This window comes from Deinococcus aquatilis DSM 23025 (assembly GCF_000378445.1).
GTDB lineage: Bacteria > Deinococcota > Deinococci > Deinococcales > Deinococcaceae > Deinococcus > Deinococcus aquatilis.
Window position 1 is genome coordinate 34,476 of the sequence record NZ_KB899727.1, and the last position, 20,788, is coordinate 55,263.

Below are 20,788 nucleotides of genomic sequence, written 5' to 3' on the forward strand. Positions count from 1 at the left end.
GCGCCGCGCCCCACGCACAGTCGTTTTAGGTAAAGACCATCCTTTTTGGAGAAATAACATATGAGACTGAACTGGTTGCCTGTTTCGCAAAGGCTCAAGGCGTACGCGCGTTCGGCCTTCCGCCTCGGTTTCGCAGTTCCGGTCTTGGGGGCAGCCCTCTTGGGCAGCTCGGCACTGGCCCAAACGACTGCTCAGAGCGGAAGTTACTGCACGGCCATTTACGGCGTCGGTTCGGACGGCGCGATCACGTTTTTCAATACGGCCAACAAGACGTTTATGCAACTGTCTAGTGCGCCAGTGACGAACATCAATGCGGCGGCGGTTGATCCTTCCAGTGGACTGCTTTATTACATAGACCGGGCGGTATCAAGGCTGTACAGCTACAATCCAGTGACGCAGGCCCACACGGCCATCGGTTTGTTCAAGTCTCCTTCCGGCACCAGCGACAGCAGCCACCTGATTGCGGGTGGGTTCGATGAAAACGGCAACTACTATATTTATTACGATGACGGTCAATATACGACGATCAACAAAGCCACAGCTGCAATTACTGGCTATAAAAAGTTGACCTCGACCAGCGCGTTATCCACTTTATCCAACGGTGACTTGGCCTTTAACGGTGCCAGCGGGTACGCCATTTTTGAAACAGGCGCGGAGCGGCGATCCAATGTCTTCCGGTTCAATCCGTCCACAGGCGTGCTGTCTAATCCCAAGCCAATGACGTTGAATGGAAACGCCGTCTATAACGTCATCAACGGTCTAGCCTACGAAGCTGTTTCGGGCAAGTTTTTTGTCAGTGCCAGTAACGCATCTGGAGGTGCAGGCACGTCGCTTGGCCTCTTTGAACTCGATGTCACCACTGGAAACATGACCTCGGTCAACAACATTGCGAATCTGACAGACCTTTCCAGTTGCTCGCGTCCCCTGCCGTTTCCTCCCACCCTGACCAAGAGCTTTTCTCCTCAGAATGTGGTGGGCGCTCCAGCCACGACCCGCCTGAGTCTCACCATCGGCAATCCCAATGAGGCCCCGATCTACCTCAATTCAGACTTTGTCGATCAGTTGCCCAGCATTCCTGCCCAGATGCGGGTGGCAGCCCAGCCCAATATTGGCGGGACTTGCCCGGTCAGCGCCGTTACGGCAGTCGCAGCCGACACCAAAGTCGTTCTCAAAGCTGGCACCGCCATTCCAGCATCGGGCTGCACGATCAGTGTCGATGTGACCGTTCCGCAGGCGGGCACCTATACCAATGTCGTTGCGGCGAGTGCCCTGAGTACCACGGTGGGTTCTCCGTCTCAGCCCGCCACTGCCACGCTGACCGTGACTGCCGCCTCCAACCTGTCGTTGACCAAAACTGCCGATAAAACCAGTCTGCTGCCTGGCGGCGACGTGGTCTTTACGATTATCGTCAACAACACTGGTGGAGCAGCAGGGACCAACGTCGTGATCCGCGATCAGTTGCCCAAGGGCTTCACCTTCGTGAGCGCCACCCCAGCCCCGACCAGTACCGCCCCGACCAGTGATGGCCGCGCCACCGATCTGATGTTTACGTTGGGCACCCTGGCGGCCAACTCGCAGACCACCATCACGGTGCGGGCCAAAGGAGTCAACCCGAACCTCATCGTCGCTCCCTCTTTCGACAATGATCTGAATTACCGCAACATCGCGGAAGTGTTCAGAAACGATACGCCGGATATCAACAGCGTTCCTGCCAACTGCACCAGCAGCACGCTGACCGCAGAAGACGATTGCAGTTCGGTGCGTGTGCCTGTCACCGTGCCTCAGGTCTCCACTGACCTCGCGGTGTACAAGTACGTCGATCTGACGAATGCTGAATATCCCAGCCGCAATCCCGAGATCAGCCAGTACTACAAGGGCGACACCGTGCCGTACTACTTTGAGGCCTACAACAACGGTCCGAATGCCGCCGACGGAGCCACGCTTGTCGATGCACCGCGATTGGCGGGTCAGCTGACCTACGTGTCCTGGACCTGTACGGCCAGTGGAGGTGCACAGTGTCCGGCTGCCAGCGGTCTGGGCGCTCCCAATCTGACTCTGCCCAAGTTTCCTTCCGGCGGAAAAGTGGTGGTGCGCTACCTCGCGGTGGTCAACGTCGTGATCAGTCAGTTGTACAACGTGGTCACGATTGCGCCTCCTCTGGGCGTCACCGATACTCAACCTGCCAACAACAGCGACACAGTCTATATCTGTGCCCACCTTGTCCCCGACCTCACGCTGACCAAGACCAGCAACGGGCCTTGGACGGTCTTGCAGCCCGGAGCGACCTACACGCTCACGGTGACCAACATTGGTACGGCCAGTACAGGCGGCGCACTGATCACCGTTGAAGATTTGTTGCCAGTGGGAATTGGCGCGGCTTTCACCAGCGGCTTTTCTCCTGCGCCTGGCTGGACATGCACGTATTCCGATGAAGCCAGTCAGGGCCGAGGCACCAATCTGAATCCTTACGAAGCCCAGCGGGTGTTGTGTACCAGCACCGTTTCTGTGGCCGTCAACGGGGTCGTGAGCCTGACCCTGCCGGTCAACGTGACGCCCAACGCCCCCGCCACCGTGTTTAACCGTGCCAGCGTGGGCAAAAGCAACGACTCCGATCCCCGACCCAACCCAACGATGTGCAGCAAGACTTCCTATCCGTGTGCTGTAGATACCACGGCGGTCACCCCGCGCCCCTTGCCCCCGACCGCCTGTGTGGTGGGCAGTGCAGCCGCGACCAACCTGTTGGCCCAACCGCTCACCGGTTATCAGAACAACGACACCGCCACGATCGAAACCTCTGCCACCCTGGTGAGCAGCGCCGCTGGCCTGACGGCGGGCACTGGCCCCAATGGAAGCTTCGTGATTGACGGTACCTATACCTTCAACAACGGTTACGGCCCTATGAGTAGAGCCACACGCTTTGAACTCGTGGTTGACGGTACGGTCTACGCCACCTTCCTGACCGAAGACGGTTACAGTGGCCGTGCCAGCGTGACTGCCCAGAACGGCGCGACCCTGGTGGGTGGGGCCACCTCCTTGCAGCTCAACCGCATCGGTTCTTCGCGGGTATGGGTCACCTTGCCCAGCAGTGTCCAGTCTGTTGCGAGCCTGAAAGTCAGATTCGTACCGAGTGGAACCAGCGGCCAGATTTCGGACGATTACGGGTTCAGCATTACGGGCCTGCTGGGGTGCGTCAGACCTGACCCCAAAGCTGCCGTGACCAAGACCGTACAGAACATCACGGCGGGTGGGCCAGTGGGCGCAACTGGAACAGGCAAGCCGGGTGAGGTACTGGAATACTGCATTGCCACCCTGAACACCGGCAACGTGAACCTGACCAAGCTGGGCTTTGGCGACAACGTACCTGCCAATACCTCCTTCCAGATAGGCGCGTACGGTGTGGACAAGGACATCCGGCTGACCTACCCGACAGGCGACGTTTTCCTGACCGCTGCCGCCGACGCTGATACGGGCGTACTGACCGCAGGACGTGTCACAGTCAGCCCCGGAACCTTCGTGCTGGTTCCTGGTGCCCAATTTACGGTGTGCTTCCGGGCCACCATCGGCTGATCTAAAGATTCTTCTGGTTCAGGCGGGCCGCTCTCTGTACGGGGGCGGCCCGCTTCCGACCAAGCTTGAATTTAAGCTTTCTTGACCCTGCCGGATGCTGAACGGAAACCCACAATTATGTTGCAGGGCAGGCGAGACACTGCCGCCCAAGGAGTTTGCCTGCCATGAGCGACCAACCCAATCTGTTTGACGATGCCCTCACCGATTCCCCTGCCGTGACCCTGCCTGACGACTGGGCCGAGCTTCTGAAGGGTGAAACCAGCCAGCCGTACTTTCGGCAACTGATGGAGTTCGTGGCCCATGAGCGCGAAACTGCCACGGTATACCCGCCGCCCGAGGACATGTTCACGGCACTGAGGCTGACGCCTTACGCGGACGTAAAAGTGTTGGTCCTAGGCCAGGATCCCTATCATGGGGCGGGGCAGGCACATGGCCTCAGCTTCAGCGTGCGGCCCGGGGTGCGCCCACCGCCCAGCCTCGCCAATATCTACAAAGAGCTGCGCGACGACGTCGGTTTTCAGATTCCCAAACACGGATCGCTGACACCCTGGGCCGCACAGGGCGTGCTGCTGCTGAATGCCGTGCTGACCGTGAGAGCCGCAGAACCCAACAGCCACGCCGGAAAGGGCTGGGAGAAATTCACCGACGCCATTATTCGGGCGCTGAACGCCAAGCCGGAGCGCGTGGTTTTCATCCTGTGGGGAGCCTATGCCCGCAAGAAGGCCAAACTGATTACGGGGGCGCAGCACACGATCCTGGAAAGTGCCCACCCCAGTCCTCTCAGCGTTACCAAATTTATGGGCAGCAAGCCCTTTTCACAGACCAATGCAGCGCTCAAAGAGGCCGGACTGACGCCCATAGAGTGGCAACTGCCCATGCAGGCCGAGTCCACCGCGCCGGAGAACAGCTAGTGCCCGGACGCACTGAACTGCTGCAAGATGAATACCTGCGGCGCGGGGGGCGTGATCCCAAAGCCTTCGAGTACACCTTCCCAGATGGCGAGCCGTACACCGACCCGGACGGCTTGGCGCGTATCGCTGCGCTGGCGGTGCCGCCCGCCTATACCGCTGTATACGTATCGCCCGACCCGGACGCCGAATTGCAGGCCTTTGGCCGTGACGCTGCCGGACGGCTGCAATACCGCTACCACCCCGATTTCGTGCAGATCGGTGCCCTGAAGAAGTGGCAACGCCTGACCCGTTTTGCCGGGGCGCTTCCTACCTTGCGGGCCGTGACCACCACTGACCTGCGCCTGAGCGGATTGCCGCCGCGCAAGGTGATGGCCCTGATGAGCCGCGTGCTGCATGTGGCCCGCTTCCGGGTGGGCAGCGACGCCTATGCCCGCAACCACAAAACCTACGGCCTGAGTACGCTGCGGCAACAGCACGTGAAGGTACAGGGCAGCACAGTCACATTTCATTTTCGGGGCAAGCACGGCGTGACGCAGCACAAGGCCACCCAGGACCGCACGCTGGCCGCCAACATAGAACGCCTGCTGGAATTACCGGGGCCGTGGCTGTTTCAGGCCGTGCAGGATGAAACTCGCACCCGCATTCGCGCTCCCGCCCTCAATTCCTACCTGCGTGAAGTGATTGGCCCGTTTACTGCCAAAGATTTCCGGACGTGGGGCGGAACCCTCCTGGCTGCCGAATTTTTGGCCGAGGCGGGCGCTCCGGTCAGCGAACGTGCCGCCCGCAAAACCCTGGTGGAATGCGTGAAATACGTGGCCGCTGACCTCGGCAACACGCCCGCTGTTACCCGTGGCAGCTACATTTGCCCCGTGATTTTTGACCGCTATCTGGAAGGCAAGGTACTGGACGACTACGAGCCTCGCGCATCCAAACTGCCCCCGGAACTGGACGGCCTGACCCGCAGCGAAGTGGCGCTCAAGCGGCTACTGGAGAGCGAAAAAGCGTTGCGTGGGAAGCGCAGGAAGACGGGTTGATTGCGAGGTCCTTAGCGCCGAATCAGATCCCGGCCCAACTCTGCGACAGTGACCTTGCCGCACAGGGCCATCGCCAGCCGCAATTCTTCGTTCAGCAGGTTCAGGGTGTGGGCCACTCCGGCTTCCCCGCCTGCTGCGAGGCCCCACAGCGCGGCGCGGCCCAAGAACACCCCCTGTGCGCCGAACGCCAGCGCTTTGAGCACATCGGTTCCACGGTTCACGCCGCCGTCTAGATAAACTTCCGTTCTTCCCGCCACCGCATCGACCACCTCGGGAAGTGCTTCTATAGCACTGATGGCCGTGTCCAGTTGCCGCCCGCCGTGGTTGCTGACCCAGACATGGCAGCCGTGCTGGGCGGCCAGTTCCGCGTCCTCGGCGGTCAGGATGCCTTTCAGGACGATGGGCAGCGAGGTCACGCCGCGCAGCCAGGCCAGATCGTTCCAGGTTACGGTTTTATCCACCAGACCCTGAAAATAGTTGACCAGTTGTGATCCCGTGGCGGTTTCTACTCCGGCCAGTTCCTGCCGCGTTCCGGCATTGGGCACGCCCAGGTGGGGCGGCAGGGTAAAACGGTTGCGCTCGTTGGGTTCGCGGCGGCCCAGGAAGGGTGCGTCTACAGTCAGCACCAGGGCACGCGCTCCGGCCGCCTCGGCCCGGTGCACCACCTCGGCACTGATTTCACGCTGGCGGTACAGATACAACTGAAACCAGAAGCCGCCTTTGCCCGGTCGGCTCAGAGCCGCCTGAGCCACCGCCTCAATCGGAGTATTGGAAAAGGTGCTGAGGGTCATGACCGTGCCCAATGCCGCCGCGCCGCGTGCCGTGCCCAGTTCCGCGTCAGTGTGCGCCAGTCCGTGAAAGGCGCTGGGGGCAACGGCAATCGGCATGTCCACCGGTAGGCCCAGCAGCGTGGTGCGGGTGTCCACATTCGATACGTCCACCAGCATGCGGGGCCGCAGTTTCAGGCGGGCAAAGCCATCGCGGTTTTCACGCAGCGTCACCTCGTCGTTTGCGCCGCTGACATAATATTCCAGCGCGTTCTGGTCCAGTGCGGCGCGTCCCAGCGCCTCTATTTCGGCCAGATTGACGGTCTGTTGCAGGGCCTCTCTGGACGTTTGCGCGGCAGTGGTCATGGCTTCACCATCCGCTTTCCGGGAGTTCAAGTCAATTGGCTTTTGCCCCGTGCTGCCGTTCCACCGCCCTCTTACTTCGTAGCCCCGCTGACGGCCCCGGCTTCCGCCCCGGCGCACACTGAGCCATGCTGCGTTCTCCGAAACCCATTCCGCCCCGTGCAGGTCAGGAAAGTGTCTGGGACTACCCACGCCCGCCCCGCCTGGAGCACACCACCAGACGCATAGAAATCGTGCTGGGCGGTGTGATGATTGCCGACACCACCGACGCCTACCGGGTGCTGGAGACCAGCCATCCTCCCGGCTATTACCTGCCCCGCGCCGCCTTTTTGCCCGGCGTGCTGGCTGCGGCCCCCGGCGCAAGCTTTTGCGAATGGAAGGGCGAGGCCGCCTACTGGACCCTGAGTGCAGGCAGGAAAACAGCAGCCCGCGCAGGCTGGAGCTACGAGCGGCCTACGCCTGCCTTTGCGGCTATGGCCGGATATGTGGCCGTGTACGCGGGCCAGATGGACGAATGCCGCGTGGACGGCGAGCGCGTGACGCCGCAACCGGGCGGCTTTTATGGTGGCTGGATCACGGCGGATGTGGTGGGGCCGTTTAAAGGTGGGCCGGGGTCGATGGGCTGGTGAGGTCTGTGCTGCCTCCCGAACCCTTGATACCCTGATTCCATGACCGCTTCTGATGACCGCATCCGCTCCAAACTCACGGCGCTGGTGCCTGCGCTCCGGCATTTTCATTCGGCGCTGCTGGACTTTGCCAAGGGTGAATACGAGTTTCTGAACGGGCCGGTGCAGGGGCCATTTGCGCTGTACTCCCTGGTCATGAACCATCCTTCTTTTCAGTGGTTGCGCCCCCTGTCGGGCTTTATGGCCACGCTGGATGAGGTGCTGGACGCCAAAGACACCCCCATGACCGAACGCAACGTGGCCGACGCGAAGCAGGCGCTCGGCTTGCTGTTTGCCGACTCGGACACTCGCTTTGCCGATTTCCGGGCGGGCTACGGGCGGGCCAAAAACGACAACCGCGTGCGCGAAACCGAAGCCCGTTGGCGAGAAATTCTGAATTCGCTGGAGGCGTGAGTTGCGCCTGATCGTGGGCCTTGGCAATCCCGGCACGCAGTACGCCCGCACCCGGCACAACGTGGGCTGGCTGGTGCTGGACGAGCTGGGGCGGCGCTGGGGAGCCGTCTGGCGCAAAGAAAAGGATGCTGAACTGGCCGAAATCCGCGTGGGGGCCGCGCCCGGAACCAAGCTGTTGCTGGTGCGTCCGCTCACCTTTATGAATGCATCAGGTAAGGCTGTGGGGCCGCTGATGGCTTTTTACAAACTGGAGCCAGACGCGCTGCTGGCTGTTCAGGACGACCTCGACAGCCCGTTCGGCTTGCTGAAATTCCGGCCCAGTGGGCGGCATGGTGGTCAGAATGGCATTCGGGACCTGATCCGGGTTCTGGGCACCGAAGCCTTTCCCCGCCTCAAAATTGGGATTTCGCGGCCCCCGTCAGGCTGGGACCCCGCCGACTGGGTGCTGAGCCGTTGGCGCGACGAGGAAACCGAGACACTGGCCGAACTGGTGCGTCTCGGGGCCAACGCTGCCGAAGTCTGGGCGCAGCAAGGACTCAAAGAGGGTCAGGCTCAGTTCAACGGAACAGATCTGCGGCCCAAGCCAGAGCCGGTAAAGCCCGAACCAGTCAAAGTCGAACCCGTCAAAACCGAAGTTACAGCGGATCAAACAGGTTCGACAACCTGAGAAACCGGGTTTTGTTCTCTGGTCTTGCCCCTCACTGCCGCAACATTTCTGCCCCCGACCGCGTATAGAAGTTATATGGAACTCTTGACCGGACTGCTGTCCTCGCTGGGCCTCTCGGGTGCGGCGGGCCTGAATGCCTATATCCCGCTGCTGGTGGTGGGCCTGCTCTCCCGGTTTGGGGTGCTGGAACTGTCGCAGCCCTTCGACCTGCTGGGCAATGTGTGGGTGCTGGTGGGCGTGGGGTTCATTGGGCTGCTGGATTTTGTGGGCGACAAGATTCCGGGTGTAGATCATGTGCTGCACCTCTTCGGCGGCGTGGTCAATGCGGCGGCGGGAGCCATCCTGTTCGCGTCTCAGGCAGGCGTAGCCGACGTGCCCCCGGCCCTGAGTCTGGCTCTAGGACTGATCGTGGCGGGCGGCGTGCAGGCCACGCGCACGGTGGTTCGCCCGGTGGCGACGGCCACCACGGGGGGCCTGGGCAATCCGGTCATCAGCACGGCTGAAGATGGAGCCAGCCTGACCCTCAGCGTGCTGGCAATTTTTGCTCCGATTCTGGCCGTGCTGGGTTTGGCAGGCGTGCTGGTCGTGGCCTACCGCCTGTGGGCGCGGGTACGGGGTCGCCGGCTGCTGTAGATCAGATCTGCCATACCCATCACCAGGGGAGAGGAGCCATCACGCGCCTCTCCCTCTTCCATTGCTCAGATGCTCCTCTACAGATTGTTTGACGGCAAAATGTTCGCTTTTTTATCAACAGGTCGCCAGGTCATCTTCATCTACTGCGCTGCTTCTGTACAACTGATGCAGATTGGACTCCTGAATCTGTACATCTGTGCTGGTTTTCGTTGACAAGTTGCACGCGCTTCCTCACACTGAACCCATGCAGGGATGCACCGAGTGAACCACTTGAGTGAACACTGACGGCCTGCAAATTGAGCAGTGCAAAGGAGACGCCATGAAACTGATCACGGCGGTTGTGCGCCCCGAGCGGGTGCAACAGGTCAAGGAAGCCTTGTTTCAAGCAGGGATCAGCGGGATCACTCTCAGCCGCGTCAGCGGGCACGGCGGCGAGCAGGAAGTTGTAGAGCATTACCGGGGCACCCGCGTGATGGTGGAGTTCCGCGACAAGGTGGAATTTCGGATGGCCGTATCTGAACCCTTCGTGCAGGCGGCCATAGACGCCATCTGCCGGGGCGCACGCACAGGCGAGGTGGGCGACGGCAAGATCTTCGTGCAGAACCTTGACCGGGTGGTGCGGATTCGCACGGGCGAAGAAGACAGCGCCGCCCTGACGCCAGTCACCGAAAAGAAACTGACGCCTACGTCCTGAATCTCGGCCCCAGAATGCCCCCAATCCCGGAGGGAGAGACATGAAGAACCTGAACAAGACCCTGCCCACCCTGCTGCTGCTCGGCGGCGCGGCCCTCGCGCAGACGGCCAAGCCCGAACTGAACACCGGTGATACCGCGTGGCTGCTGGTGGCCTCGGCCCTCGTGCTGCTGATGACGCCCGGACTGGCCTTCTTTTACGGCGGCCTGACCCGCGCCCAGAGCGTTCTGAACACCATGATGATGAGCTTTGTCGCCATCGGTCTGGTGGCTGTCCTGTGGACATTGGCTGGATACACCATCGCCTTTGGCAGCGGCGGCAATGCCTTCTTCGGGAGCTTCGTCAACTTTGGTCTGGAAGGGCTGAAGGATCAGCTCAGCGGCACCATCCCGACCTTTGTGTTTGCCGCCTTTCAGGGCATGTTCGCCATCATCGCACTGGCCCTGATTTCGGGCGCGGTCGTCGAGCGCATGCGCTTTGGCGCGTACCTGCTGTTCGGTGGTCTCTGGAGCCTGCTGATCTACGCTCCGCTGGCCCACATGGTCTGGAGCAGCGACGGCTGGCTGTTTAAAGACGGCGCACTGGATTTTGCAGGCGGCACCGTGGTTCACATCGCCGCTGGCGTCAGCGCACTGGTCGCCGCGATGGTGGTCGGTCCCCGCATCGGGCATGGCCGCACCGCCCACATTCCCCACAACGTGCCGTTCGTGCTGCTGGGCGCTGGCCTGCTGTGGTTCGGCTGGATGGGCTTTAATGCAGGTTCGGCCCTCGCCGCCAACCAGACCGCCGGACTGGCCTTCATCACCACGCTGATCGCTCCTGCCGCCGCCATGCTGGCCTGGCTGGGCTGGGAAAGCGCCCGCAACGGCAAGCCCACCGCCGTCGGTGCCGCCACCGGGTTGGTCGTTGGATTGGTCGCCATTACTCCCGCCTGCGCCTTTGTGAGTCCCTGGGCTGCCATCGTGCTGGGCCTCGTGGCCGCCACGGCCTCTTACTGGGCTGTGCAGCTCAAGGCCGCCCTCAAAGCCGACGACGCCCTCGACGTGTTCGCCTGCCACGGTGTCGCCGGGATCGTGGGCGCACTCCTGACTGGAGCGTTGGCCTGGACGACGGGCAGCGGCAAGCCCTTTGCCGAGCAGATGGGCACGCAGTTCCTGGCCGTTCTGTTTACGGTGGTCTTTACAGGCGTCGGCAGCTTCATCTTGCTCAAGCTGGTCGGCCTGATCATGCCCCTGCGTATTCCGGCCAGCCAGGAAATCACGGGTATCGATATCAGCGCCCACAGCGAGCAGGGCTACAGCGAAAGCGAAACGGGTCTCGGCGCACCGGTGTTCGTCGGCGGCGACTGAAGCTCTCCTGCTCCTTATGATTTTCTTGTCACCTCTGAATCTCTCTGCTTCCCAGGCTGTTCCCTAAAACCCGAACTTCCACGTCTAGCCCGCCACTGACCGCATCCCCAGTGGCGGGCGCTGCTGTGCCTACAGGGTGCAAAACAGCCTCAGAAGAGCGTAACCGTAGTCCAACGGACAGTATTTTGCCCCCGAGTTCCGCCGAGTTGGCCTGACCGGGACGCATGCCCCCCCAGTCCAATTCAGGGCGTGTGTTAGGATGCTTGCTGAGTCTGACGTCATTCTAAGGGTCGGGCCACCACAGCTTTGGCACCCTGTCACGCCACCATTTTTGAGGTGGTCTGGTCGGGTGTCTTGAGCCGCGATGGTAAAGGAGGAGGGATTTGGACGCTTCAAGTCGAGTCTTGAGTGAACTGGCCAGCCGTGAGGCCGCGCTGGACGCCCAGATCGAGGCGGCCCGCGAGGAAGCGAAGCGGGAGGTCGAGGCTGCCGAGCAGGAAGCGGCCCGTATTCTCCGCGACGCAGAGGCGCGCGCTCAGGCCATGCAGGCCGAACATGACGGGCAGCTGAACACCGAAACGTTAGCTATTCGTGCCGACGCCACCGCGCAGGCGGAAGGCGACGCGCAACTGTCGCGTGAACGGGCCAGCGCACGTATCCAGCAAGCCGCCGAGCACATTTTGAAGGCGGTGTTGCCGTGATCAACCCCATGCAGCAGGTTGTGATTGCCGTTCGCAAGCGGGACAGCGAAGCGGTCATCACGGCCCTGCAAGACGCCGGGGTGTTGCACCTCAAGCCCATCACGGGCGGCCCGCTGAACACGGGTTCATTGGCTGGACAAGACGCTCTTGCCCGCCGCGAAGACGAACGTCTGCTGGCGCGTGCAGAAAGCACCATTGCCGAACTCGGCGCCTACCGCCCCGCTCCTGCTCCCCTGCCCGCGCAGGGTGAGTGGGAACATGTGGTGGAAGCCGCCGCAGTGCCGGTGGGTGCCCTCGCCAAAGAGCGGCAACTGCTTCAGGCCGATGTAGACGCCGAAGCTGCCTACGGCCCCGCCGTGCGTGCTCTGTCTCGCATCGTGAGCGGTCTGGACCGCAGCCGCCGCGTGAGCCTCGTGCCGTTCCTGCTTCAGCCCACCGACAACGTGGCCGAACTGGACGCGGCGCTGCAAGGTTCGCTCAAAGACCGTTACCTGCTGGCGACCGAGCCTGTGGGCCAGAACCGCGTGGGCGTGATTGCTACCCTGAAAGGGGAACGCGACGCCGCCCGCACCGCGCTGGGCAAGGTTCGCCTCGGTGAACTGCGCCTGCCCGGACGCTTCGACAACATGCCGCTGTCGGAAGCCGCCTCAGAAATGGAGCGGATTCAGAAGAGCGGTGCTGACCGTCAGGCGCAACTGAACGGCACCCGCGAAAAGCTGGCGCAAACCCACGGCCCCGCGCTCTACGCCGTGCGTGACGCCCTCAAAGACCGGGTCGCCATTCATGACGTGCGGGCCGTGTCTGCGCGGGGTAAATACAGCCTTGCCATGCAGGGCTACGTTCCCGCAGACCGCGTGCCTGCGCTCACTGCGGCGCTGGGCAAGTTCGGTGATGCCGTCAGCTTCGAATTCCACGAGGCCGATGAGCACCACGACCGCACCATCCCCGTCGAATTGAAGAACAACAGCTATGTGCGGCCCTTCAGCCTCGTCATGGGCCTGATGAGCCTGCCCAAATACGGCACCTTCGATCCGACCTGGGTCATCGCCGTGTTTTTCCCGCTGTTCTTCGGCATCATCATTGCCGACATCGGTTACGGCTTCCTGTTCCTGCTGTTCGGCCTGTGGCTATTGGGCAAGGCCAAGCGCAACGAGGGCTGGGATCTCAGCTTCTTCGGGGCGTATGTGCCACCTTCCACCCTCAAGGACCTGGGGTTCGTCACCAACGTGATGGCCGCCTGGTCGATCCTGTGGGGCTTCCTCACGGGCGAGCTGTTCGGCACGCTGGGCGAGCATATTCACCTGTTCTATGTCGATCCGGCCATCGTCAACAGCCTGTGGGGTTGGACGGGTATCGTCGCAGAGGCCCATGAGGGCGTTAAGCATTACGGCCTGATTCCCACCGTGTTCCCCCGCCTGGAAACCGACTACTTCTCCAACGTAGCTCTGGTGTTCGCGCTGCTGTTCGGTATCGTGCAAGTCCTGTGGGGCTGGGGCATCCGCATTCAGCAGGGTGTCAAGCACAAAGACCCGGTGCATGTCTGGGAAGGCCTCGCGCTGTTCGGCGGCGTCGGTGCCCTGATTCTGATGGCCTTTGCCACCAAAGCGGGCAAGGACTTCGGCCAGTTCAGCAACTTCGCCAATCCCCTGATCCTGGTCATGTACGTGGGCTTTGCCCTGTTCCTGATCGGCTGGATTCGGGTCATCAAGCATTACCCGCTGCTGCCTATCGAACTGCTGTCGCAGGGCGGCGCAGTGGTCAGCTACGCCCGTATCTTCGCGGTCGGTCTGGTCAGCGCGATTCTGGCTAAACTCTGCACCGACGTGGGCTGGAGTCTCTACCAGAACATCGGCTTCCTGGGCATCATCATCGGTGTGCTGCTGGGTGTGGCGCTGCACTTTTTCGTGCTGGCCCTCACGCTCATCGGTCACGTGATTCAGCCTCTGCGTTTGCATATGGTCGAGTTCCTGAACCCCACCGGCTTCAACGCCGAAACCAGCCCCGCCTATAACCCTCTTCGCCGCCTCAGCCCCAATGCCGGGCAGGTCAAATAATTTCAGGAGTGTTCCCTATGACCAAGTACAACAAGATCGTTCTCGCTTCCCTCGTTCTCGCCCTCGCGACCAGCGGTCTGGCTCAAGAAGCCGGCGCAGCAGCCAATGACGACGTGTACCGTGGCCTCCGTGCCGTCGGTGCGGGTCTGGCCCTCGGCCTCGGCGCAGTGGGCACGGGCATCGCACAGGCCCGCATCGGCTCCAGCCTGGTCGGCGCAGTGGCCGAAGACCCCAGCAAGGCCGGTAGCCTGCTGCTCTACTTCCTGATCCCCGAAACGCTCGTGATCTTCGGCTTCCTCGCCCTGTTCATCCTGAACTGATATGGCGCTCGACAAGCTTCTCGAACAGGAGGCGCAATCGGAAATCGAGCGCATCCGCGCCGAAGCCCGTGACCGTGCCGCTGCCATTCTCAAAGACGCCCAAGACCGCGCCGAGTCGCTCCTCGACAGCCGTAGCCGCGCCCTGCAAAACCAGCGCCAGGCAGGGCTGGTGCGTGCCCGCAGCGCCGCCGAACTCGAACGCAGCGCTTCCCGCCTCAAGGTGGGCGAGTCCGGCCTGACTCAGGTGTACAGTCTCGTGGAAGGTCACTTGCAAGAAGTGATTCAGGCTCCCGAGTACCGTGAGATCTTGTCTCGCCTGATCTGGCAGGCCCGCGAAGCCATTCCCAACGCCGACGCGGTCGAAGTGAACCCCGCCGACGTGATGGTGGCCCGCGAACTCGTCACCGATCTGCCTGTGCGTGAAAACGCAGGGATCGTGGGCGGCGTGCGCGTGCTGGCAAACGGCGGCAAGAGCGGCATCACCAACACCCTCGCGGGCCGCTTGGAGCGCGTGAAAGGTGAACTCGCGCCGCAGATCAGCCGTCTGCTGGCCGAGTAAAGGACGCTCATGCCCGACGATTACGCTTACATCAACACGCGTGTCCGCATCATGCGAACCAAACTGCTCGACGGGCGCTCGCTCGACTCGGCGCTTTCGTCGGGCAGCTATCAGGAATTTCTGCGCGTGCTGACCGAAACCGAACTGGCCGCCAACATGCGCGAAACCACCGCCGAGGGTGCGGGCCTGCCCGAACTCGACCGGGCGCTGTCTGAGAACCTGTTTGCCACCACCCAGAAGGTACTGAACTTTGCCGACGGCGACGCCAAACGCGAGATTCAGGCCCTGTTGATGAAGTGGGATCTGGTGAACCTCAAGACCATTGCCCGTGGCGTGGTCGGTGGGCGCGGCGCAGACGCCATTCTGAGCAGCCTGATTCCGGGCGGCACGATCAAACCTGCTGCCCTGCAAACGGCGGCCCAGAGCAGCGATCTGGCCGCAGCAGCCACAGCCATCGCCATCAGCGGGCATCCGCTTGCCAAGGCGATGCGCGACGGGGCAAGTGCCTACGCCGCCAGCAGCCGTCTGCTGGACCTCGAAGTGGCGCTGGATCAGGGCTACTACCGCCACGCGCTGAACGTGGCCCGCAACACCAGCCTGCGCCGTTACCTCAGCCGGGAAATCGACGTGACCAACGCGCTGATTGCCCGTGCCAGCAAAGGCCAACCCCTCGACCCCAACCTGTTTGTGGCGGGCGGGCATCTCGACGCAGGCGGCTACTCACGCCTGGCAGGTGGCGACGCAGGCGGTTTGCCCGATATCGTGGGCATTCTGGACGCTCCCACGTTGGAAGATGCTGAAGTTGCGGCCCGCACGGCGCTCGATAACTCGGCCCGGAACGTTGCTGCAGGCGATCCCGAAGGCGTGGGCATCATCCTTGATTTCCTGCGCCGCAAAGAAATCGAGATCGCCAAGCTGCGTCTGATCGCACGCGGGAAGTTCTACAACCTGAGTGCCGATGCTCTGCGTAAAGAGGTGCAAGCATGACCGCCCCAACCCTGGCAGGCGGGATGCAGCGCGTGGCCGTGCTGACCGACAACGAAACGGCCACCGGTTACCGCCTCGCGGGTGCGGAAGTGATCGAGGCCACCGCAGAGAGCGCTGTGCGCGAACTCGAAGCCCTGATCAACGGCAACCGCTACGGCCTGATCGCTGTGGATACCGGCCTGATTCCTGATCCGGCCACGGCCACCGCCCGCATCATGCGCGGCCGCGACCTGCCGATCCTTCTGCCGATTCCCAGCCTTGCTGACGCCTTTAGTGCCGATACCGTGGACGCCAAAGCCTACATGGGCAAACTCGTGCGCGAAACCATCGGCTTTGACATCAAGCTTTAACCTGTCTAAGAAGCACCCTGTCTGAGGGTCATAAGGTCTGAGGGTCTCAGGGCAAGACCCACAAATGGTCTGATTTTTTGCCCTTAGACTCTCAGTCTCTTAGACTCTCAGACTTTTTCAAGGAGAACGAATGACGCAGAACAAAGCAGGCGTCGTGCAGAGTATCGCTGGCCCCGCCGTGATCGCCAACGGCATGTACGGCGCGAAAATGTACGACATCGTGCGCGTAGGCTCGGAGCGTCTGGTCGGAGAAATCATTCGACTGGACGGCAATACGGCCTTTGTGCAGGTTTATGAAGACACCAGCGGTCTGACCGTGGGTGAACCCGTTGTCACCACCAACTTGCCCCTCAGTGTCGAACTGGGACCAGGCATGCTCAACGGCATCTACGACGGCATTCAGCGCCCGCTCGACAAGATCCGCGAAGCCTCGGGCGACTTTATTGCTCGCGGTATCGAGGTCAGCAGCCTTGACCGCGTGAAGACGTGGGCCTTTACGCCCAGCGTGAATGTGGGCGATACGGTCAGCGGGTCTTCGATCCTCGGCACCGTGCCCGAATTCAGCTTCACCCACAAAATCCTGACGCCCCCCGACAAGAGCGGCAAGCTGCGCTGGGTGGCGGCAGCGGGCGACTACACCATCGACGACACGATTGCTGAACTCGAAGACGGAACCAAGCTGCGGATGGCCCATTACTGGCCCGTGCGTGCGCCCCGTCCGGTAGCCAAAAAGCTTGATCCCAGCCTGCCCTTCCTGACCGGAATGCGGATTCTGGACGTGCTGTTCCCTCTGGTGATGGGCGGCGCGGCAGCTATCCCCGGCCCCTTCGGCTCGGGCAAAACCGTGACTCAGCAGAGCGTGGCGAAGTACGGCAACGCCGACATCGTGGTGTACGTGGGCTGCGGCGAGCGCGGCAACGAAATGACCGACGTATTGGTCGAATTCCCCGAACTGGTGGACCCCAAGACGGGCGGCCCGCTGATGCACCGCACCATCCTGATCGCCAACACGTCCAACATGCCCGTAGCGGCGCGTGAAGCGTCCGTGTACACGGGCATCACGCTGGCCGAGTACTTCCGCGATCAGGGCTACAGCGTGTCTCTGATGGCCGATTCCACCAGCCGTTGGGCTGAGGCTCTGCGCGAAATTTCTTCTCGCCTTGAAGAAATGCCCGCAGAAGAAGGCTACCCGCCCTACCTCGGTGCAAAACTGGCAGCGTTCTACGAGCGTGCCGGAGCCGTGACCACCCTCGGCGGCGAAAGCGGCGCGGTCAGCGTGATCGGCGCAGTTTCGCCCGCAGGCGGCGACATGTCCGAACCCGTGACCCAGGCCACCCTGCGAATTACCGGCGCATTCTGGCGTCTGGACGCTGGTCTGGCCCGCCGCCGTCACTTCCCGGCCATCAACTGGAACGGCTCTTACAGCCTGTTCACGCCGATTCTGGACGGTTGGTACCGCGCCAACGTCGGCCCCGACTTCCCCGAACTGCGCCAGCGCATCGGTAACCTGCTTCAGCAGGAAGCCGCGTTGCAAGAAGTCGTGCAGCTCGTCGGCCCCGACGCCCTGCAGGACAACGAGCGCCTGATCATCGAAGCGGGCCGCATGCTGCGTCAGGATTTCCTCCAGCAAAACGGCTTCGACCCCGTGGACGCCAGCGCCTCGATGCCCAAAAACTACGGTCTGATGCAGATGTTCCTGAAGTTCTACGATCAGGCCGACATCGCGCTGAAGGGCGGAGCCACCATCGACGAAATTATTCAAAGCCCCGTGATCGAGAAGCTGGGCCGCGCACGCTACACGCCCGAAGGCGAATTCGCCGCGTACCGTGACAATGTGCTGTCCGAACTCGACACGACCTTCAAGGGAGTCAAGGTATGACCCTGCTCAAGAAGGAATACAACGATGTGGCCTATATCTCCGGCCCTTTGTTGTTCGTCAACGCCGCTTCTGACCTCGCTTACGGCGCCATCGTCGAAATCAAGGACGGTCAGGGCAAGATTCGCGGTGGACAGGTCATCAGCGTGTCTGATGAAAACGCCGTCATTCAGGTGTTTGAAGAAACCCGTGGTCTGGACCTCGCCACCGCCAGCGTGAGCCTCGTGGAAGACGTGGCCCGCCTCGGCGTGAGCAAGGAAATGATTGGCCGCCGCTTTGACGGTCTGGGCCGCCCGATTGACGGACTGCCCCAGGTGGTCGCCGAAAAGCGCGTGAGCATCAACGGCCAGCCCATGAACCCCACCGCCCGTGCCAAGCCCGAAGAATTTATTCAGACCGGCATCAGCACCATCGACGTGAACACCTCGCTGATTCGTGGTCAGAAGCTCCCGATTTTCTCGGGCAGCGGCCTGCCGCACAACGAATTGGCCGCCCAGATTGCCCGTCAGGCCAAGGTGCCCGGACATGAAGGCGACTTTGCCGTCGTGTTTGCCGCCATGGGTCTGACCCAGCGCGAAGTCAGCTTCTTTACGCAGGAGTTCGAGCGTACGGGCGCACTGGCCCGCTCGGTCTTGTTCCTGAACCGCGCCGACGATCCCGCCGTGGAGCGTTTGCTGACGCCCCGCATGGCCCTCACCACCGCCGAGTACCTGGCCTTCGAGCACGGCTATCACGTCCTCGTGATCCTGACCGACCTCACCAACTACTGCGAGGCCCTCCGCGAAATCGGCGGCGCACGTGAGGAAATCCCCGGACGACGCGGCTTCCCCGGCTACATGTACACTGACCTTGCCTCACTGTACGAACGCGCAGGCGTGGTGCAGGGCAAGCCCGGATCGGTCACGCAGATTCCGATTCTGTCCATGCCCGACGACGATATTACCCACCCCATCCCCGACCTGACCGGCTACATTACCGAAGGCCAGATCGTGGTGGACCGTGGACTGAACACCAAGGGCATCTTCCCGCCCATCAACCCGCTGCCCAGCCTGAGCCGTCTTCAGGGCAACGGCATCGGCAAGGGCAAGACCCGCGCCGACCACAAAAACGTATCCGACCAGTTGTTTGCGGCCTACGCCAACGGCCTCGACCTGCGTAAACTGGTGGCGATCACGGGTGAGGATGCCCTCAGCGACACCGACAAACTGTACCTGCGCTTTGCCGACGACTTTGAAAACTACTTCATCGGTCAGGGCGGCCAGGACCGTTCCATCGACGAGAGCCTGACGGTGGCCTGGGGGATTTTGTCCAAACTGCCCCAGAGCCAGTTGACGCGTCTGAGCCGTGACACCATCGACAAGTACTACGGTACCAAGGTCGATGAAATGTGGCGGGGCAACCGAATCTAAAGCGGCTGTGGGACGTAGGCTGTGGGTTGTAGGAACATCCACATCCTACAGCCCACTCCCACGACCTCACCGACAAAGGAGGTGAATACATATGGCAGGACAGATCAGCCCCACCCGCAGCGCCCTGCTCGCCAGCAAGGCCAGCCTGAAAACGGCTTCCAGCGGTGCAGACCTGCTCAAGCGCAAGCGTGACGCCCTCATCGGAGAGTTTTTTGCTCTGGTGAAAGACGCGCTGGCCGCCCGCGAGCAATTGAGCGGCGTGAGCAAAGGCGCGTATACCAGCCTGTTCGGGGCCAAAGCCTGGGACAGTCCAGAAGCTGTAGAAAGCCTGAGCTTGGCAACGGGCGGCGAATATGCCGTTCAGATGGAAATTCAGAGCATCTACGGCGTCAAGGTGCCCAAGATCGCCATTCCAGCGCGGCCCACGGGTGTGAACTTCAGCCCGATCAACGTCGGCGCACGCACCATCCAGGCCGCAGGCGACTTTGGCGGCGTGATGGAAGCCATCGTGAAGGTGGCCGCCACCGAAACCAAGTTGCGGCGCATCGGCGAGGAGATCAAAAAGACCTCGCGCCGTGTGAACGCCCTTGAGCAAGTGGTGATCCCCGGCATTCAGGACGACATCCGCTTTATTCGCGGTGTTCTGGATCAGCGTGAACGTGAAGAAAGCTTCCGCCTGAAGAAGATCAAGGCCAAGCTGGAACGCGAGAAAGAACTGGAAAAAGCCGCCACCGCAGCGGCAGGCAGTCACGGCACCGCCGCCGACTGAAACCAGCAGATAAGTACGTCAAGTACAGAAGAAGGCCGTTCCTGAATAAAAGGAGCGGCTGTTTTTATATTGATTGAATCTACTTGAGTAAGAAAAGCAGAGAGGAGTAAAGCAATGCGGTTTTCTGCTTCGATATTGGTTAGCCGATCTCAAAGCGGTTCTTCGTCATCGGATTTCTAACTGTTATCGATCTGAATCTTCTCAAGTAGACAAACTTCCCTAATCCAGTGTTGGAGTTATGTGTAGCTCTGTAGATGATAAATCGGTTTTCTGGGGTAAAGGTGCTGTTCACTTGAGATTGGAATTCCTCAAATGTACATGACTTGATGACTTTGAAGGTTGAACCGGGCAGATGCCGAAGAAGGATTAACACCCATCTGGTACAGCGTTGCAAAAGAACGTCAGTGAAATAGAGAAGCTTCAGCTTATGCCTCCAGATAAGACCTCTTGCGAAAGTCATGACGGGCAGGCTCGGGTCAGGTTGCAGAGCGCGGCAATGAGTTGAACCCGGAGGGCGAAGCGACGCCGCCGATGTCGGTAGACGCCCTTCAACACGCGAAAGATCTTCATCCGCCGAATGACATGTTCAATGCCCTGCCGGGTATGCGCCAGCACACGGTTTTCTTGGCGTTGGTCGGCGGAGAGGGGCGACGCTCGCGTCGCCTTATGGGTGGTGATGGCGTGCCCGTGGGTTCTCCAG

20 protein-coding genes are annotated in these 20,788 nt (G+C 61.5%); 18 read left to right on the top strand and 2 right to left on the bottom strand.

The window, feature by feature from the left end; all coding sequences use genetic code 11:
• Window positions 1–60 precede the first annotated feature (60 nt).
• From F561_RS0116490 to F561_RS0116500, 3 genes are all read left to right on the top strand, one after another.
• Window positions 61–3,567, top strand: coding sequence for a DUF11 domain-containing protein (locus tag F561_RS0116490; protein ID WP_019011071.1), 3,507 nt, complete (start codon window positions 61–63; stop codon window positions 3,565–3,567).
• Window positions 3,568–3,731: 164 nt separating this feature from the next.
• The gene (locus F561_RS0116495; RefSeq protein WP_019011072.1) at window positions 3,732–4,478 is read left to right on the top strand and encodes a uracil-DNA glycosylase; all 747 of its coding nucleotides are present in this window, start codon (window positions 3,732–3,734) and stop codon (window positions 4,476–4,478) included.
• Window positions 4,478–5,512, top strand: coding sequence for a DNA topoisomerase IB (locus F561_RS0116500; RefSeq protein ID WP_019011073.1), 1,035 nt, complete (start codon window positions 4,478–4,480; stop codon window positions 5,510–5,512). The genes F561_RS0116495 and F561_RS0116500 overlap by 1 nt, the downstream gene beginning before the upstream one ends.
• An 11-nt stretch (window positions 5,513–5,523) precedes the next feature.
• Here F561_RS0116500 and F561_RS0116505 read toward each other — a convergent pair whose 3' ends face one another.
• Complete coding sequence (locus F561_RS0116505; RefSeq protein WP_019011074.1) at window positions 5,524–6,645, bottom strand: alpha-hydroxy acid oxidase; 1,122 nt, start codon at window positions 6,643–6,645, stop codon at window positions 5,524–5,526.
• 125 nt (window positions 6,646–6,770) lie between these two features.
• Here F561_RS0116505 and F561_RS0116510 point away from each other — a divergent pair, with 125 nt between their 5' ends.
• The 15 genes from F561_RS0116510 to F561_RS0116585 all read left to right on the top strand — a co-directional run bounded on the left by F561_RS0116510 (window position 6,771) and on the right by F561_RS0116585 (window position 20,088).
• Window positions 6,771–7,271: a DUF427 domain-containing protein gene (locus F561_RS0116510; RefSeq protein WP_019011075.1), complete on the top strand. Its 501-nt coding sequence runs from the start codon at window positions 6,771–6,773 to the stop codon at window positions 7,269–7,271.
• 39 nt (window positions 7,272–7,310) lie between these two features.
• Entirely contained in the window at window positions 7,311–7,721 is a 411-nt protein-coding gene (locus F561_RS0116515; RefSeq protein WP_019011076.1) for a hypothetical protein, read from the top strand.
• A 1-nt stretch (window position 7,722) separates the two neighbouring features.
• Window positions 7,723–8,388 (top strand): aminoacyl-tRNA hydrolase, encoded by a 666-nt coding sequence (pth, locus tag F561_RS0116520; RefSeq protein WP_019011077.1) that lies wholly within the window; start codon window positions 7,723–7,725, stop codon window positions 8,386–8,388.
• Window positions 8,389–8,463: 75 nt separating this feature from the next.
• Window positions 8,464–9,021: a DUF4126 domain-containing protein gene (locus tag F561_RS0116525; protein WP_019011078.1), complete on the top strand. Its 558-nt coding sequence runs from the start codon at window positions 8,464–8,466 to the stop codon at window positions 9,019–9,021.
• 319 nt (window positions 9,022–9,340) lie between these two features.
• The gene (locus tag F561_RS0116535) at window positions 9,341–9,715 is read left to right on the top strand and encodes a P-II family nitrogen regulator (RefSeq protein ID WP_026298997.1); all 375 of its coding nucleotides are present in this window, start codon (window positions 9,341–9,343) and stop codon (window positions 9,713–9,715) included.
• A 40-nt stretch (window positions 9,716–9,755) separates the two neighbouring features.
• Window positions 9,756–11,063: an ammonium transporter gene (locus F561_RS0116540; RefSeq protein ID WP_019011081.1), complete on the top strand. Its 1,308-nt coding sequence runs from the start codon at window positions 9,756–9,758 to the stop codon at window positions 11,061–11,063.
• Window positions 11,064–11,446: 383 nt separating this feature from the next.
• Window positions 11,447–11,764 (top strand): V-type ATPase subunit subunit G family protein, encoded by a 318-nt coding sequence (locus F561_RS0116545; RefSeq protein WP_026298998.1) that lies wholly within the window; start codon window positions 11,447–11,449, stop codon window positions 11,762–11,764.
• Window positions 11,761–13,818 carry a V-type ATP synthase subunit I gene (locus tag F561_RS0116550; protein ID WP_019011083.1) on the top strand — a complete coding sequence of 686 codons (2,058 nt, stop codon included), beginning with the start codon at window positions 11,761–11,763 and terminating at the stop codon, window positions 13,816–13,818. The genes F561_RS0116545 and F561_RS0116550 overlap by 4 nt, the downstream gene beginning before the upstream one ends.
• Window positions 13,819–13,835: 17 nt before the next feature.
• Window positions 13,836–14,138: an ATP synthase subunit K gene (locus F561_RS0116555; protein WP_019011084.1), complete on the top strand. Its 303-nt coding sequence runs from the start codon at window positions 13,836–13,838 to the stop codon at window positions 14,136–14,138.
• A 1-nt stretch (window position 14,139) separates the two neighbouring features.
• A complete protein-coding gene (locus F561_RS0116560) occupies window positions 14,140–14,697 on the top strand; it encodes a V-type ATP synthase subunit E (protein WP_019011085.1) in 558 nt (185 codons plus the stop codon).
• Between the two features lie 9 nt (window positions 14,698–14,706).
• The gene (locus tag F561_RS0116565; protein ID WP_019011086.1) at window positions 14,707–15,684 is read left to right on the top strand and encodes a V0D/AC39 family V-type ATPase subunit; all 978 of its coding nucleotides are present in this window, start codon (window positions 14,707–14,709) and stop codon (window positions 15,682–15,684) included.
• Window positions 15,681–16,034 carry a V-type ATP synthase subunit F gene (locus F561_RS0116570; protein ID WP_019011087.1) on the top strand — a complete coding sequence of 118 codons (354 nt, stop codon included), beginning with the start codon at window positions 15,681–15,683 and terminating at the stop codon, window positions 16,032–16,034. The genes F561_RS0116565 and F561_RS0116570 overlap by 4 nt, the downstream gene beginning before the upstream one ends.
• A gap of 130 nt (window positions 16,035–16,164) precedes the next feature.
• Window positions 16,165–17,913 carry a V-type ATP synthase subunit A gene (locus tag F561_RS0116575; RefSeq protein WP_019011088.1) on the top strand — a complete coding sequence of 583 codons (1,749 nt, stop codon included), beginning with the start codon at window positions 16,165–16,167 and terminating at the stop codon, window positions 17,911–17,913.
• Window positions 17,910–19,319 (top strand): V-type ATP synthase subunit B, encoded by a 1,410-nt coding sequence (locus tag F561_RS0116580; protein WP_019011089.1) that lies wholly within the window; start codon window positions 17,910–17,912, stop codon window positions 19,317–19,319. Before F561_RS0116575 ends, F561_RS0116580 begins: the two co-directional genes overlap by 4 nt.
• Window positions 19,320–19,410: 91 nt before the next feature.
• Window positions 19,411–20,088: a V-type ATP synthase subunit D gene (locus F561_RS0116585; RefSeq protein WP_019011090.1), complete on the top strand. Its 678-nt coding sequence runs from the start codon at window positions 19,411–19,413 to the stop codon at window positions 20,086–20,088.
• Between the two features lie 456 nt (window positions 20,089–20,544).
• On the opposite strand, the gene F561_RS27960 is transcribed toward F561_RS0116585, so the two are convergent.
• On the bottom strand, window positions 20,545–20,788 hold a 244-nt coding region (locus F561_RS27960), incomplete at its 5' end, for a transposase family protein (protein WP_083922504.1).

Excerpts from the sequence above, each read along its gene's own strand:
- F561_RS0116565 (WP_019011086.1), top strand. The coding sequence starts at position 14,707 with ATGCCCGACGATTACGCTTACATCAACACGCGTGTCCGCATCATGCGA.
- F561_RS0116570 (WP_019011087.1), top strand. The coding sequence starts at position 15,681 with ATGACCGCCCCAACCCTGGCAGGCGGGATGCAGCGCGTGGCCGTGCTG.
- F561_RS0116555 (WP_019011084.1), top strand. The coding sequence starts at position 13,836 with ATGACCAAGTACAACAAGATCGTTCTCGCTTCCCTCGTTCTCGCCCTC.
- F561_RS0116510 (WP_019011075.1), top strand. The coding sequence starts at position 6,771 with ATGCTGCGTTCTCCGAAACCCATTCCGCCCCGTGCAGGTCAGGAAAGT.
- F561_RS0116580 (WP_019011089.1), top strand. The coding sequence starts at position 17,910 with ATGACCCTGCTCAAGAAGGAATACAACGATGTGGCCTATATCTCCGGC.
- F561_RS0116560 (WP_019011085.1), top strand. The coding sequence starts at position 14,140 with ATGGCGCTCGACAAGCTTCTCGAACAGGAGGCGCAATCGGAAATCGAG.
- F561_RS0116490 (WP_019011071.1), top strand. The coding sequence starts at position 61 with ATGAGACTGAACTGGTTGCCTGTTTCGCAAAGGCTCAAGGCGTACGCG.
- F561_RS0116515 (WP_019011076.1), top strand. The coding sequence starts at position 7,311 with ATGACCGCTTCTGATGACCGCATCCGCTCCAAACTCACGGCGCTGGTG.
- F561_RS0116585 (WP_019011090.1), top strand. The coding sequence starts at position 19,411 with ATGGCAGGACAGATCAGCCCCACCCGCAGCGCCCTGCTCGCCAGCAAG.
- F561_RS0116495 (WP_019011072.1), top strand. The coding sequence starts at position 3,732 with ATGAGCGACCAACCCAATCTGTTTGACGATGCCCTCACCGATTCCCCT.
- F561_RS0116535 (WP_026298997.1), top strand. The coding sequence starts at position 9,341 with ATGAAACTGATCACGGCGGTTGTGCGCCCCGAGCGGGTGCAACAGGTC.
- F561_RS0116575 (WP_019011088.1), top strand. The coding sequence starts at position 16,165 with ATGACGCAGAACAAAGCAGGCGTCGTGCAGAGTATCGCTGGCCCCGCC.
- F561_RS0116540 (WP_019011081.1), top strand. The coding sequence starts at position 9,756 with ATGAAGAACCTGAACAAGACCCTGCCCACCCTGCTGCTGCTCGGCGGC.
- F561_RS0116505 (WP_019011074.1), bottom strand. The coding sequence starts at position 6,645 with ATGACCACTGCCGCGCAAACGTCCAGAGAGGCCCTGCAACAGACCGTC.
- F561_RS0116525 (WP_019011078.1), top strand. The coding sequence starts at position 8,464 with ATGGAACTCTTGACCGGACTGCTGTCCTCGCTGGGCCTCTCGGGTGCG.